This is a genomic window from Marivita sp. (assembly GCF_048006345.1).
Taxonomy (GTDB): domain Bacteria; phylum Pseudomonadota; class Alphaproteobacteria; order Rhodobacterales; family Rhodobacteraceae; genus Marivita.
Genome location: NZ_CP180351.1, coordinates 2,407,056 through 2,419,655, shown reverse-complemented (window position 1 = coordinate 2,419,655; position 12,600 = coordinate 2,407,056). Strand labels below are relative to the sequence as shown.

16 protein-coding genes are annotated in these 12,600 nt (G+C 61.2%); 8 read left to right on the top strand and 8 right to left on the bottom strand.

The window, feature by feature from the left end:
- Positions 1 to 24: 24 nt before the first annotated feature.
- Both ACMVPR_RS11875 and ACMVPR_RS11870 read right to left on the bottom strand, forming a co-directional pair.
- Positions 25 to 429 (bottom strand): MerR family transcriptional regulator, encoded by a 405-nt coding sequence (locus ACMVPR_RS11875; protein ID WP_292264216.1) that lies wholly within the window; start codon positions 427 to 429, stop codon positions 25 to 27.
- Between the two features lie 280 nt (positions 430 to 709).
- On the bottom strand, positions 710 to 1,081 hold the full coding sequence (locus ACMVPR_RS11870) for a MerR family transcriptional regulator (protein ID WP_416883052.1): 372 nt from the start codon (positions 1,079 to 1,081) through the stop codon (positions 710 to 712).
- Positions 1,082 to 1,202: 121 nt separating this feature from the next.
- Between ACMVPR_RS11870 and ACMVPR_RS11865 the strand changes: the two genes are divergently transcribed.
- The 8 genes from ACMVPR_RS11865 to ACMVPR_RS11830 all read left to right on the top strand — a co-directional run bounded on the left by ACMVPR_RS11865 (position 1,203) and on the right by ACMVPR_RS11830 (position 7,320).
- Positions 1,203 to 1,625 carry a PaaI family thioesterase gene (locus ACMVPR_RS11865; RefSeq protein ID WP_292264214.1) on the top strand — a complete coding sequence of 141 codons (423 nt, stop codon included), beginning with the start codon at positions 1,203 to 1,205 and terminating at the stop codon, positions 1,623 to 1,625.
- A 1-nt stretch (position 1,626) separates the two neighbouring features.
- On the top strand, positions 1,627 to 2,145 hold the full coding sequence (locus ACMVPR_RS11860) for a PaaI family thioesterase (protein WP_292264213.1): 519 nt from the start codon (positions 1,627 to 1,629) through the stop codon (positions 2,143 to 2,145).
- Positions 2,138 to 3,466 (top strand): MATE family efflux transporter, encoded by a 1,329-nt coding sequence (locus ACMVPR_RS11855; protein ID WP_416883051.1) that lies wholly within the window; start codon positions 2,138 to 2,140, stop codon positions 3,464 to 3,466. The genes ACMVPR_RS11860 and ACMVPR_RS11855 overlap by 8 nt, the downstream gene beginning before the upstream one ends.
- A 35-nt stretch (positions 3,467 to 3,501) precedes the next feature.
- Positions 3,502 to 3,732, top strand: a complete 231-nt coding sequence (locus ACMVPR_RS11850) for an N-(5'-phosphoribosyl)anthranilate isomerase (protein ID WP_292264211.1) — start codon at positions 3,502 to 3,504, stop codon at positions 3,730 to 3,732.
- Positions 3,733 to 3,884: 152 nt separating this feature from the next.
- A complete protein-coding gene (gene trpB, locus ACMVPR_RS11845) occupies positions 3,885 to 5,105 on the top strand; it encodes a tryptophan synthase subunit beta (protein WP_416883050.1) in 1,221 nt (406 codons plus the stop codon).
- A gap of 239 nt (positions 5,106 to 5,344) precedes the next feature.
- Positions 5,345 to 6,223, top strand: a complete 879-nt coding sequence (locus tag ACMVPR_RS11840) for a hypothetical protein (RefSeq protein WP_416883049.1) — start codon at positions 5,345 to 5,347, stop codon at positions 6,221 to 6,223.
- 65 nt (positions 6,224 to 6,288) lie between these two features.
- Positions 6,289 to 6,756 carry a hypothetical protein gene (locus tag ACMVPR_RS11835; protein WP_416883048.1) on the top strand — a complete coding sequence of 156 codons (468 nt, stop codon included), beginning with the start codon at positions 6,289 to 6,291 and terminating at the stop codon, positions 6,754 to 6,756.
- A gap of 30 nt (positions 6,757 to 6,786) precedes the next feature.
- Complete coding sequence (locus ACMVPR_RS11830; protein WP_300584995.1) at positions 6,787 to 7,320, top strand: helix-turn-helix transcriptional regulator; 534 nt, start codon at positions 6,787 to 6,789, stop codon at positions 7,318 to 7,320.
- 6 nt (positions 7,321 to 7,326) lie between these two features.
- Here ACMVPR_RS11830 and ACMVPR_RS11825 read toward each other — a convergent pair whose 3' ends face one another.
- The 6 genes from ACMVPR_RS11825 to ACMVPR_RS11800 all read right to left on the bottom strand — a co-directional run bounded on the left by ACMVPR_RS11825 (position 7,327) and on the right by ACMVPR_RS11800 (position 12,510).
- Positions 7,327 to 7,701, bottom strand: a complete 375-nt coding sequence (locus tag ACMVPR_RS11825) for a DUF2237 family protein (RefSeq protein ID WP_292264206.1) — start codon at positions 7,699 to 7,701, stop codon at positions 7,327 to 7,329.
- Between the two features lie 35 nt (positions 7,702 to 7,736).
- The gene (locus tag ACMVPR_RS11820) at positions 7,737 to 8,774 is read right to left on the bottom strand and encodes a DUF2332 domain-containing protein (RefSeq protein ID WP_416883047.1); all 1,038 of its coding nucleotides are present in this window, start codon (positions 8,772 to 8,774) and stop codon (positions 7,737 to 7,739) included.
- On the bottom strand, positions 8,771 to 9,466 hold the full coding sequence (pth, locus tag ACMVPR_RS11815) for an aminoacyl-tRNA hydrolase (protein ID WP_416884653.1): 696 nt from the start codon (positions 9,464 to 9,466) through the stop codon (positions 8,771 to 8,773). Before pth ends, ACMVPR_RS11820 begins: the two co-directional genes overlap by 4 nt.
- 76 nt (positions 9,467 to 9,542) lie before the next feature.
- The gene (gene chrA / locus ACMVPR_RS11810; protein WP_416883046.1) at positions 9,543 to 10,799 is read right to left on the bottom strand and encodes a chromate efflux transporter; all 1,257 of its coding nucleotides are present in this window, start codon (positions 10,797 to 10,799) and stop codon (positions 9,543 to 9,545) included.
- 60 nt (positions 10,800 to 10,859) lie between these two features.
- Entirely contained in the window at positions 10,860 to 12,095 is a 1,236-nt protein-coding gene (locus ACMVPR_RS11805) for a glycoside hydrolase domain-containing protein (RefSeq protein ID WP_416883045.1), read from the bottom strand.
- Positions 12,096 to 12,108: 13 nt separating this feature from the next.
- Positions 12,109 to 12,510: a hypothetical protein gene (locus tag ACMVPR_RS11800; RefSeq protein ID WP_300585002.1), complete on the bottom strand. Its 402-nt coding sequence runs from the start codon at positions 12,508 to 12,510 to the stop codon at positions 12,109 to 12,111.
- Between the last annotated feature and the right edge of the window lie 90 nt (positions 12,511 to 12,600).

The window sequence follows — 12,600 nt, the reverse complement described above, 5'->3', positions numbered from 1 at the left end:
GGTCTCCCTAAAAAGCGGTGCGGCTTACTCGGCCGCGCGTTTGCTTTGATCCATCGAGGCAAGCATCTTCTCGCCCCAACGCATCTGTTCCTTGAGTTCGTCGATGGCCTGATTAAGCTCGTCACGTTGCGCTTCCATGTCAGACAGGCGCTGTTGTGCGATTTCGTAAGTGCGGGCCAATTGTGTCTGCTGCTGGTCGCCCATGTGATAGAGGTCCAGGAGCTGACGGATTTCTTCGAGGCTGAAACCAAAGCGCTTGCCGCGCAGGATCAGCTTGAGCCGTGCGCGGTCGCGCTTGGTGAACAGTCGTTTCTGCCCTTCGCGGATCGGGAACAGCAGTTCCTTGGCTTCGTAGAAACGCAGAGTGCGCGGCGTGACGTCGTAGGCGTCACACATTTCTCTGATCGTCATGATACGGTCGTCGGTCATGTCTCATCATCCTTTTCGGTGCCGGTCATGGCAGCGAAATGCGAGGGCTGGCGCCTTCTTACAATGGGAATTTACGTTGACGTAACTCAGACGCCACGTCACTTTTTCGTTGACGTAAGATCAGGCAACGTCACCCTCATGTGACGGAAATATTATTTCAAAGCGCTTTGGATGGCATGTGCGGGCAGGTCAGGAATTCCTGACCCAAAGTCAGCCGTTCCGGGCCAGGGCCCGTGTGCAAAAGGCCCAAGCGCAACTGAGTCGTTTGGGTGGCTGTCGGTCAGCTGTTCAGGCTGGCGGCTGTGTCGTCGCGCAATTTCTGCAACTCGTCGATGGCCTGATCAAGCTGTTTGCGCTGTTCGGCGAGTTCGCCAAGTTGCCGGTCGGCCAAGGCGATCCATGCGCGCATCTGCGCTTCGGTGCCGTCCTTTTCATAGATCAGCAGCCATTGCCGGATGTCTTCAAGCTGAAACCCGAATTTGCGCCCACGCAGGATGAGCGTCATCCGGGCAACCTCTTTCGGACCATACCACCGCGACCGCCCCTCGCGTTCAGGCTGCAGCAGTTCGATATATTCGTAATACCTGAGCGTGCGTGGCGTCACATCAAACCTGGCGCACATCTCTTTGAAACTCAGACGCTGATCGTTCATGCCGAAACCCTCTCCCTGAGCGACCATAAAAGCGTGCAGCCGCCAGAGCAACAGCGTCATCACACGGCTGGCCTCTGGTGGCGAAGCGGCGTAAACCGGGCGCACAAGTGAAGGACAGACCATGACCGTCGACAAAGCGAAAATCGCAAGGCAGTTCATCCAGACCATTCCTCATTCGAAAGCGCTTGGCATGGAAGTCACCGCGCTGGGCGATGGCATGGCCGAGATCACGATGCCCTATGACGAACGCTTCATTGGTGATCCCAAGACCGGGGTCATTCATGGCGGCGCGGTGTCGGCCCTGATGGACACCTGCGGCGGTGCGGCCGTGATGAGCCACCCGGACGCGCCTGCGGGCACTGCCACCATCGACCTGCGCATCGACTACATGCGCGCCGCTACCCCCGGACAGGCGATTACCGCACGGGCCGAGGTCTATCACATCACCCGCTCTGTCGCCTTTGTCCGCGCGACGGCGTGCGACGAAGACACCGACCGCCCCGTGGCCACCGCCACTGGCGCCTTCACCGTGGAGGGCCGCTGACATGGCACGCAAAACACCCGAGCCGGTTCAAGTCGTCAAACAACGCCGCGATGCCGCGCTGAAGGCGCTCGTGGGCGGGGTGCCTTACATCACGTTCATGGGCATCAGCTTTGACAGGCGCGGCGACGAACTGACCGGCGTCTTGTCTTTTGACGAAAAGCTGATCGGCAACCCGATGCTGCCTGCCATTCATGGTGGCGTCACTGCGGCGTTTCTTGAGGTCACGGCGATGATCTCCCTCAGCTGGGCGTACATCTGGGAAGACTTTGAAAGCGGCGCTCTCGACGCCGAGGCCTTGGCCGCAGGCAATCTGCCGCGCCTGCCCAAGACCATCGACTTCACCGTGGACTACCTGCGCTCTGGTCTGCCGCGTGACGCCTATGCCCGCGCCACGATCACTCGCGCGGGACGTCGCTATGCCTCGGTGCAGGCCGAAGCGTGGCAAGACAACAAGGACCGGCCTTTCGCACAGGCGACCGCACATTTTCTGATGCCGAGGCCTGACCAATCCAATGACTGACACGGCGGTTGCGCCGCAGGATATCACCAACCGGCGCGTTCTCAAGATTGCGCTGCCGATCGTGCTGTCCAATGTCACCATCCCCATACTGGGGGCCGTAGACACTGGCGTGGTGGGACAGATGGGCGAGGCGGCACCCATTGGTGCCGTCGGCATCGGCGCGATTGTGCTGTCGGCGATTTACTGGATCTTCGGCTTCCTTCGGATGGGGACAACCGGGCTTGCAGCACAAGCGCTGGGGCAGGGCAACCGCGCCGAGGTGGCAGCGCTTCTGACGCGCGTGCTTATCATCGCCTTTGCCGGCGGCGCACTGATCATCCTGCTGCAAATTCCGATTCTCTGGGCCGCGTTTCGTCTGTCCCCGGCCAGTGCCGAGGTCGAGGCGCTGGCCCGCGGGTACATGCAAATCCGCATCTGGTCCGCCCCCGCCGCTATTGCCGTCTTCGGCATCACAGGGTGGCTCATCGCGCAGGAACGCACCCGTGGGGTTCTGGTGCTGCAACTCTGGATGAACGGCATCAACGTGGTGCTGAACGTCTGGTTCGTGCTGGGTCTGGGTTGGGGCGTGAACGGTGTGGCCTTCGCCACCTTCCTCGCGGAATGGAGCGGTCTGGCGATGGGGCTCTACCTGTGCCGCGCCGCGTTCCGCGTCCCCGCGTGGCGCGACTGGGCGCGGGTGTTCGACAGGGTGAAGCTGGTGCGGATGGCGCAGGTCAATTCGGACATCCTGATCCGGTCGCTGCTATTGCAGCTGATCTTTCTGTCCTTCCTGTTCCTCGCGGCGGATTTCGGGGACGTGACGCTCGCGGCCAATCAGGTTCTGCTGCAATTCCTGAGCATCACCTCCTACGCGCTGGACGGCTTTGCCTTTTCCGCCGAGGCTTTGGTGGGGCAGGCGGTCGGCGCGCGGGCCGTGCCGGTCCTGCGCCGCGCTGTATGGGTGGCAAGCCTTTGGGGGCTGGGCGCTGCGGTAGCGCTCACGCTGGGGTTCGGAATCTTCGGCAACGACATCGTGGCTGTGATGGCCAGGAACGCCGAAGTGCAGGCGGCGGCAGCGGTCTATCTGCCGTGGATGGTCTGCGCGCCGGTTTTGGCGCTCGCGTCCTTCATGCTGGACGGCGTGTTCATCGGTGCCACCCGCACCGCCGACATGCGCAACATGATGGCGCTTTCGGCACTGGTCTATGCCGGAGCCGCGTATTCGCTTGTGCCATATTTTGCCAATCACGGGCTGTGGATCGCGCTGCTGATTTCCTTCGTGGCGCGGGGCGCGACACTTGCGGCGCGCTATCCGGCGTTGGAGCGGTCGGTGGCGGATTAACCTTCGGTTTACCTTGATCGGGCAAAAACAGGCGCATGACACATCTTCCCGATCACCTCACACCTGAAATCTGGCTGACCCAGATGTTGTCTTCGGCAGAGGCGCAGAAAGGAGGTGTGGTGAAACGCCAAATCCGCGATGTTGAACGTCTTGTCGGATATGACGCCTTCATCGCCGAAGTGCACAGACGCGGGTTTCAGGCGGTCCGCAACGGTCGGCACTATGTCGTGTTCTGCAACGATCTTCCAATCCGGCGGGTCCGGTGAAAGCGATTTCGAAATCGCTTGACCCAAGCCAATTCGAATTGGCTTAAAAACCGCGTTTCGAAACGCGGTCCCAAGCGCCTTCGAAGGCGCTTGCCCTTGCTCATCCCGCTGCACCCCGCTACCTGTGTCCCGTTCGACAAAAGAGGCGCGCGATGAACGATCTATTCAACAGCTTCATGACCGGTCCCGACGAAAAGGGCCGGTTCGGTATCTTCGGTGGTCGGTTCGTGTCCGAGACGCTGATGCCGCTCATCCTCGAATTGGAAGAGCAGTACGAGCGCGCCAAGACCGACGACAGCTTCTGGGCCGAAATGGACTTCCTCTGGAAGCATTATGTCGGCCGTCCGTCGCCGCTTTATCACGCCGAACGCCTGACCGAGCATCTGGGCGGTGCCAAGGTCTACATGAAGCGTGACGAGCTGAACCACACCGGCGCGCACAAGATCAACAACGTGCTGGGCCAGATCATCCTCGCCCGACGCATGGGCAAAACCCGCATCATCGCCGAAACCGGCGCGGGTCAGCACGGCGTCGCCACCGCCACTGTCTGCGCCAAGTTCGGTCTGAAATGCGTCGTCTACATGGGCGCCCATGATGTGGAGCGTCAGGCCCCCAACGTTTTCCGCATGAGACTGCTGGGCGCCGAGGTGGTGCCGGTGACCTCGGGTCGCGGCACGCTCAAGGATGCTATGAACGACGCGTTGCGCGACTGGGTGACCAATGTGCGCGACACGTTCTACTGCATCGGGACAGTGGCCGGGCCACACCCGTATCCGGCAATGGTTCGCGACTTTCAGGCGATCATCGGCAAGGAAGCCAAGGAGCAGATGATGGAGGCCGAGGGCCGTCTGCCCGACACCCTGATCGCCGCCATTGGCGGTGGGTCAAACGCGATGGGCCTCTTCTACCCGTTCCTTGACGATACCGATGTCACCATCATCGGCGTCGAAGCGGGCGGCAAGGGCGTGAACGAAAAGATGGAGCATTGTGCCTCCCTCACGGGGGGGCGTCCCGGCGTGCTGCATGGCAACCGCACCTATCTGTTGCAGGACGAAGACGGGCAGATCCTCGAAGGGTTCAGCATCTCCGCTGGTCTCGACTATCCCGGCATCGGACCGGAACACGCCTGGCTGCACGACATTGGCCGCGCGCAATACGTGTCGATCACCGACAAGGAAGCGCTGGCTGCGTTCCAGCTGTGCTGCGAACTTGAAGGGATCATTCCGGCGCTGGAGCCGAGCCACGCGCTGGCCCATGTCATGAAAATCGCGCCCGATCTGCCGAAGGATCACATCATCTGCATGAACATGTGCGGACGCGGTGACAAAGACATCTTTACGGTGGCCAAACACCTCGGATTCGAGATGGGCTGAGCCCTGCCGCATAAACCTTCGGTCTAGTCCGACCTCCAGACCCCTCGCGCCCCAAGCGCGGGGGGTTTTTCTTTGCCACAATACCCCCAAGGGTCCTCATAAACCTGGGTTTAGGCGCGTTGGGCGTGGGTTTATGGACCCGGGTTTAAACCATCTGCAAATATCTCACTGCGACGGAAGCGGTCAGGTTCGGCTCATCTGCATTTCCGCAGGCCACCGGACATGAAAGGACTTAACCAGTGAAAAAGACATTGATTTCCGCAGTCGTCGCGACCTTCGCCAGCACTATGGCCATGGCGCAATCCGCAACCGATCAGATCATCAACGACCTGACCAACCAGGGTTTCCAGCGTATTGAGATCGACAATGGCATCGGCCAGATCAAGGTCGAGGCGATCCGCGGCACACAAAAGCTCGAAGTGGTCTATGACCGCGCCACCGGCAACATCCTCAAGCAGGAGGTCGAACGTGTACGTGCTGGCGAAGACACGCGCCCGGGTGTCGAAATCCGCAATCGTGATCGCAATTTTGTCGATGTCGGACGTGTCTCGGATGACAGTCGCACAACGACTGCGACGTCGACCATCACGTCAACCTCTTCCGTCGGGACAGGCAGTACGTCGACGGATCAGCTTGTGAGCGATCTTCAGGCGCAGGGGTTCACCCGGATCGAAGTCAAGAACGGGGTGACCCAGACCAAGGTCGAAGCGATCCGGGGCACCGAAAAGGTCGAAACCGTTTTTGACCGCGCCACAGGCGAGGTCATCAAGCAAGAGGTTGAAACCGTCCGATCCGGGGAAGACACCCGTCCCGGCGTGGAAATCGACAACCGGAACCGCGACTTTGTCGACAGCGCAAGGTCCGATGACAGTCGCGACGACGATCGCCGCAGCGGCAGGGGTGATGACGACGATGACGACGATGACCGCCGCAGCGGCCGCGACGATGACGATCGCGATGATGACCGCGACGACGATCGGGGTGGCCGCGACGATGACGACGGCGATGATGATCGTGGGCGTGATGACGATTCCCGCGACGACGATGACGATGATCGCGACGACGGCCGGGATGATGATCGCGGCGATGACGACGACGACAATGATGACGATGATTGATCGATCTGATAGCTGAAGACCAGAGGTTCTCGCCCCAACCGGCGGGAACCTCTTGGAGGTTGGGAATGAAACGAAGACAGCTCATGGCAAGCCTGCTCGCAGGCGTCACCTTCCCCGGCGCGCTTTTTGCGCAGACGGCCGAGGAACAGGTGGTCAATCAGCTGAAGCGTCAGGGCTACCAGAGAATACGGGTTGCGCGGACGCTGCTTGGACGGACACGGATCGTTGCTACCGGGCCGCGTGGAAGCCGCGAGATCGTCCTAAACCCCGCCACGGGTGCGATCTTGCGTGATTACGAAGACCGGTCCGACGATGACGACAGACGCGGCAGCGACGACAATGACGTCGATGACGATCGCGACAATGACAGCGACAACAGCGGTAGTGGCAGCAGCAACAGCGGTCGTGACGATGACCGTGACGATCGTGATGACGATGACGATCGCGACGATGACCGGGACGATGATCCCGATGACGACCGGGACGACAACAGTGGTCGCGGTGGTGGAGGCAATGACGACGATGACGATTGATCCGTCCTATCTCGGAGCCTCGATGGACCAGTGAAAGTTTGGGTTGCCCTGTTTCCTTTGTTGACGCTGCAGTTGGCCAGCGGTGTTTTTCTATTGTGGGATATCCTCGGGAGCATTCTTGGGATCAAGTCGTCGCCCATTGCATGGGTCTACTACGAATTGGCGCAGATCGGCGCGGTGGTCGGTCTGATCCTGGGAATGGTGGTCAGCGCGACACTTCTGCTTCGGTCGATCCGCAAACAGCGCGCGGCCGAAGAAAGCCTTCGTCTGGCCTCCGGGGCATTCATGGAGGTTTTGCACGAACGCTTCGACGAATGGGAACTGACCCCGGCTGAACGGGACGTGGCGCTGTTTTCCATCAAGGGGCTCAGCACCGCCGATATCGCCGGGCTGCGCAGCACGTCCGAAGGCACAGTGAAGGCGCAGACCAATGCGATCTATCGCAAAGCCGGGGTGTCGGGCCGCCCGCAACTGCTGAGCCTCTTCATCGAAGAACTGATGGGGGATCCCCTTGCCATCGCCGCACGGAACGACACGCCGCACCCGATTGAAAAGGCGTCCTGATCCGGCTCAGGCGTCGATGTCGTATTGTTCGAGAACCCGCATCGGCACGATGTCCAGCGCGCGTTTGTGGGTCGCGGCGAGGTTGACCATCGGCGCACACCCCTCGTCATGGGCCTGCAGGAACCGCGAGGCGCAAAGGCACCAGTGATCGCCCGGCTTGAGCCCCGGAAAGCGGTACTGCGGCACGGGTGTGCTCAGATCATTGCCCACATATTTCGAGTAGGCGAGGAACTCCGCCGTCATGACCGCGCAGACGGTGTGGCTGCCCTGATCGGCGGCGCAGGTGTTGCAATGGCCATCCCGGAAGAATCCGGTCAGCGGATCAGTCGAGCACCCTTCGAGCGGGCCACCCAGCACGTTGATTGCGTCTTCCGGTTCCATCGAGGCCTCCTGCGATGCGCTGCCTGTAGCAGATCCTAATGAGGATCGCCCGTCCATTCCACCCAGCGCCCGTGAAAATCTGCACGCCCCAAGACGATGTGACGATCACCCGGCCAAAGACGGGCGGTCACGGCAGCCCCTCGGGCCTGACCATCCGCTTCCATCCGCAGCCAGGCCAGCGGAGTCTCGGGTGTTGCCCGCGCGCCTGCTGCTTCGATGAGGGCCGTCCCGGTGGCTTGCCGTTCGGCAGGGAAATATTGCCACGCGACGGTGTGGTAGATCAGGTGCATCCGCCCCTGTGGCGCGTCCGCCAACCGTCCCTCAAGCCAGTCGACGGCATCGCTGCGATCCACCTCCGCGCGGTTCACCCGGATCGCGGCATCGGTCAAGGCAACGCGATGTGCCTGATCCGCCCAGAGATAGGCGCGCAACCGCAGTGCGTGGTCGGGGTTGTGCGGATCAAGCGGGTTAAGGTCGACCCCTCGTCGGTCGGTCACGGTAAAAGGCGCATTGACCGGGGCAGGACCAGACCAGTCGGGTGCCAGCGTCAGCGCGGCGTCGTCCGGGCCAAGGCGCGTTCCATCAGCCTCCAGCGCGTAGTGATCAAACATCAGGTTCAACCCGGCGCTCGCGCCCAATTCGGACAGGTGAACCTGTGTGACACCGGTCCGTTTTGCCAAGGCATGTGTCCCAGCGATCAGCACCGCAGAGCGGCGCACTTCGTTGGTTTGTGGCGGCGAGGTGATCCACTGGATCAGGAACATTTCGTGTCGGGACAGCGCGGATGTCAGAACGGTTTTCAGCATCTCGTCGGACACGTCGTTCGGCGGATAGGCCGCGATCAGGTCCGCATCCTGCCCAGTCAGCACCAGCGCATGAAGAGCCGAGGCCAGTCGCAAGGGCAGGGAATGCCCGCTGGGGCCGATATCACCCTCAAAGGCCTGTACCGCCCTATCGAGTGCCGATCCCTCAGGCCAGACCTCGGTCAGCAGCGGCAACATCCGCCCCATGAACGGCGAACCCAACGAAGCGCAGGCTTCGGCCTGACGCGCCAAGGCGTCGGACAGGCTCATCGGAACCGGTCCACAAGCTTTTGCACCGGGTTGCGCGTATCGGGTTCCGGCGCGGCTTCGGGTTTCGGCGCAGGCTTGGGCCCATCCGCCTTTTCGGTCTTGGCCGGCGAAGTCGACGACCGGGGTGGCGCCACGCGCAAGGCAACGGCATTCATGAACTTGCTCGTATCCCCATCGGCCAGATGCGCCGCGCCATCCGAAATCCCGCGCATCAGATCATCCAGCCAGTCGTCGTCGGCCTTGGGGAAATCGTGCAGCACATAACCTGCCACGGCGTCCTTGTGCCCCGGATGCCCGATGCCCAGACGCACCCGCCCATAGGCTTCGCCGATATGCCCATGGATCGACCGCAGGCCATTATGTCCGGCATGCCCGCCCCCCTGTTTGACGCGGCACTTGCCGGGGGCAAGGTCCAGCTCGTCATGGAAGACCACCACGTCCGCAGGCTCCAGCTTATAGAACTGCATCGCTGCTTGCACCGACTGACCGGATCGGTTCATGAAGGTGCCGGGTTTCAGAAGCAGTACCTTGTCGCTGCCCAGTCGCCCCTCGGTCACTTCGCCCTGAAACTTCGATTTCCATGGCCCGAAACCATGATCCTCTGCGATCCGGTCCATCGCCATGAAGCCGATATTGTGCCGGTTCCTGGCATAGCCCGACCCCGGATTACCCAGTCCCACAAAGAGTTTCATCGCTGCCCGTGCCTCCATGCGCAATGTGCTTGCCCCTCTCTAGGCGAAACCGGGGCCAAGGGCAAAAGCCCAAGCGTCAGATCTGCGCCAGCACCAGTGCAGCCGCGGCGGAAATGCCCAAGACCCAGCCAATCGCCAGATGCACGCGCAACAGCAACACTGCCGACAGCGCAATCAGTGCGATGGCCTGCCAGTTGAGCGTTGTGCCATCCGGCACCCAAAGCCGCAACACACCGCCCTCGGTCTTTGTCACGGTTCCGAACAGCACATGCAGCGCGAACCAGAGCGACAGGTTCAGGATGACCCCAACCACTGCCGCTGTGATGGCACGCAAGGCACCGTTCAGGCGCGGCTGCGCGGAAATCCAGTCGATGTAAGGCGCACCGACGAAGATCCACAGAAAACAGGGCACGAAGGTCACCCAAAGCGTCATGGCCCCGCCTGCTACAGCCAGCGCATAGCCGCCCTCACGGAACGCGGCCAAGGTGCCGACGAATTGCGTGACAAGGATCAACGGGCCGGGGGTGGTTTCCGCCAGCCCCAGACCGTCCATCATTTCGGTCGGGGTCAGCCAGCCGTACTGCACCACCACGTCCTGCGCCATATAGGCCAGAACCGCGTAGGCCCCGCCAAATGTGACAACCGCAAGCTTGGAGAAGAAAAGAGCGATGTCTGTCAGGATGGTTCCGTTGAATAACAGGTCCACCGCCAGCACGGGGAGTCCCCAGACCGCAAGTCCGATCACGATCGTGCTCAGGCTTCTGCCAGCAGACACGGTGACGGGAAGGGCCGGGGTCGCATCCGCGTTTGAAACCATCAACGCGCCGTACAGCCCGGCCGTGAGAACGATCACCGGAAACGGCACCGCGAAAAAGAAGATCGCAACAAACGCAAGGCCTGCCAGCACCCAATGCGCGACCCCGTGCAGCGCCCGCTTCGACACTTTCAGCAGCGCCTCGACCACGATCACCACCGCCACCGCCTGCACGCCAAGGAACAAAGTGCCCACCAGCGGCAGGTCGCCATAGGTCACGTAAAGCAGCGCCAGCGCAAAGATCACCGCCGCCCCCGGCAACACGAACAGCAACCCCGCGATCAGCCCACCCAAGACGCCGTGCAACCGCCAGCCCGCATAGGTGGCCAACTGCATCGCCTCCGGCCCGGGCAAGAGCATGCAAAAGCTCAGCGCGTTGAGGAACTGCTTTTCCGTCAGCCAGTCCCGCTCATCCACCAGCATCCGGTGCATCAGCGCAATCTGCGCCGCCGGCCCGCCAAAGGACAGCAGGCCGATTTTCAGGAACACGGCAAAGATCTGGGCAAGCGATGGTGACATTAGGGGCGGTGTCTCTGATCTGCATGTCAGTTCAATGACATTTGACCCTTGAATGCCAGATCAGTCGCAGGATGTCGCGTTGCGCCGGGCGGTTTCGAAAATCCAGTCGGGTTTGTAGCCGAAATGCGCCGTCAGGTTGCTGTGATGGGTCCAGCCGTCAAACTCGCCGTCATCATCCACATCGACCTCGATCAGCGTATCTGTGGCGTCACCCACACGCGCGGCGTTGGCGAAGTCGATCTTGGGGGGAAGCGTGTTGGCCTTGCCTGCCTTGCATTCGGTCACGCGGGCCACATCCGACGACGAAGATCCCTTGTCTCGCCGTACCACCGCATCGCCATCGCAGGCAAAGCGCCGGGTGGCGAAGATGTCAAACGTGCGGCCTTCATCGACAATGTAGCTTTCGCCCTGCCGCCAAAGCCCCACATCCGCATCCTGAAACATGTTCTGCACATTGGTATCCAGCGGCAATCCCCGCGTGCAGCCTGATCCGGTGCTCCCGAACCATTCCCGGTCCACCTGGTTTTGGAAGAGGTGCCACTCGCCCGAGCGATGAAACTCGCTGGTGCGGGAAAAGGCGCGCGAGGCCGAGATCCACGACAATTCGATCAGCCCGGCGTTTTTGAGAATCTGATGCGCATGCCCGCTGCCATAGGCGCCCGTCCTGTAACCCGCCGCTTCCATCCGCGCCTTGATCACGCGGAAATAGCGCGTCATCAGGTCAATGGTCCCGCGGTCCTGATCGGTGAAGTTGAAATCCACGCCAAAGTAAATCGCCGTACCGCGCGGCTGTCCCAAGGCCTGCGCCTGAGAGATCGCCGCCTGAACATCCAGTTCCGCCTCTTCCTCCACGCTGCGGTTAACGCCGGTCCAGTTGCAATTGGCATCGGGCAGAGCTTTGCCGTCGCGGTTCTGGCCACGAAACTTGTTCGGGGTGTTGCTGTAATACTGGTAGACAGACAACACCGCGAAGCCCTTGGCGAACATCTGTGCGATCTCGCTGTTGGGGTCGCTGGGCCGCCCTTGGTTGATCAGCCGCTTTTCGGTCAGCCCGTATTCCGGCTGATCACAGCGCGCATAATACCGCCCGATCACGGTCACCCCGCGCTCTTTCAGCCGATCGAGATAGGGGCGTGTGTCATAGGCCGTGTCGATGATCGCCACGCGGGTTTCGGCTCGGGCATCGGATGTCGGAACGCCAAGCGCAGCGGCCGCCAGCAGACAAGCCGCGACGACTGACCTGAACAGCGCGCCGCGCCGCGCCTGTGACATGAGTTGTCCGGCATCCTGTCCCATCGCCGCCCCCGAATTATGTCACATCGATTTCCAGATTGATGCGGATCTTCGTCCGGCCCTGAATGATATAGCTGGTTTTGTCCTGACCTGTCTTGCGCCCGGCCACATAGTAGACAAGCAGAACGCTGAACCGCTTGCCCTTGCAGGGTCCGTTCTGTGGCGTGAATTTCTGCTGTCGTGTCCGGAACTTGCCAAGCGAAGGCGCGCGCTCGACGATGAGCTTGGGATAACCGTTGTCCTTGCAGGTGCGCTCATCGTAATTGAGCCACTGGAATTCGATCTGCTTGCCCGCTTCTACCGTACGGTTGAGATACCGCAGACTTTGCGCCTGAGCGGCGTGGGTTTCGGTCAGAAAGAACGCGGTTGCGACCAGCAGCGTGAGGATGGCTCTGAATGGATGGAGCTTTCGTTTCACAATCTGTCCCCTTTTGAAATTGGTCTTTGAATAAAATGCGCAGAGTGATGGCAGTCGACTCCGCTGTGCTATTTTTGTTAGGCTCCGTAC

Coding starts and splice junctions, on each gene's coding strand:
- ACMVPR_RS11875 (WP_292264216.1), bottom strand. CDS start 429: ATGACCGACGACCGTATCATGACGATCAGAGAAATGTGTGACGCCTAC.
- ACMVPR_RS11870 (WP_416883052.1), bottom strand. CDS start 1,081: ATGAACGATCAGCGTCTGAGTTTCAAAGAGATGTGCGCCAGGTTTGAT.
- ACMVPR_RS11865 (WP_292264214.1), top strand. CDS start 1,203: ATGACCGTCGACAAAGCGAAAATCGCAAGGCAGTTCATCCAGACCATT.
- ACMVPR_RS11860 (WP_292264213.1), top strand. CDS start 1,627: ATGGCACGCAAAACACCCGAGCCGGTTCAAGTCGTCAAACAACGCCGC.
- ACMVPR_RS11855 (WP_416883051.1), top strand. CDS start 2,138: ATGACTGACACGGCGGTTGCGCCGCAGGATATCACCAACCGGCGCGTT.
- ACMVPR_RS11850 (WP_292264211.1), top strand. CDS start 3,502: ATGACACATCTTCCCGATCACCTCACACCTGAAATCTGGCTGACCCAG.
- trpB (WP_416883050.1), top strand. CDS start 3,885: ATGAACGATCTATTCAACAGCTTCATGACCGGTCCCGACGAAAAGGGC.
- ACMVPR_RS11835 (WP_416883048.1), top strand. CDS start 6,289: ATGAAACGAAGACAGCTCATGGCAAGCCTGCTCGCAGGCGTCACCTTC.
- ACMVPR_RS11825 (WP_292264206.1), bottom strand. CDS start 7,701: ATGGAACCGGAAGACGCAATCAACGTGCTGGGTGGCCCGCTCGAAGGG.
- ACMVPR_RS11820 (WP_416883047.1), bottom strand. CDS start 8,774: ATGAGCCTGTCCGACGCCTTGGCGCGTCAGGCCGAAGCCTGCGCTTCG.
- pth (WP_416884653.1), bottom strand. CDS start 9,466: ATGAAACTCTTTGTGGGACTGGGTAATCCGGGGTCGGGCTATGCCAGG.
- chrA (WP_416883046.1), bottom strand. CDS start 10,799: ATGTCACCATCGCTTGCCCAGATCTTTGCCGTGTTCCTGAAAATCGGC.
- ACMVPR_RS11805 (WP_416883045.1), bottom strand. CDS start 12,095: ATGGGACAGGATGCCGGACAACTCATGTCACAGGCGCGGCGCGGCGCG.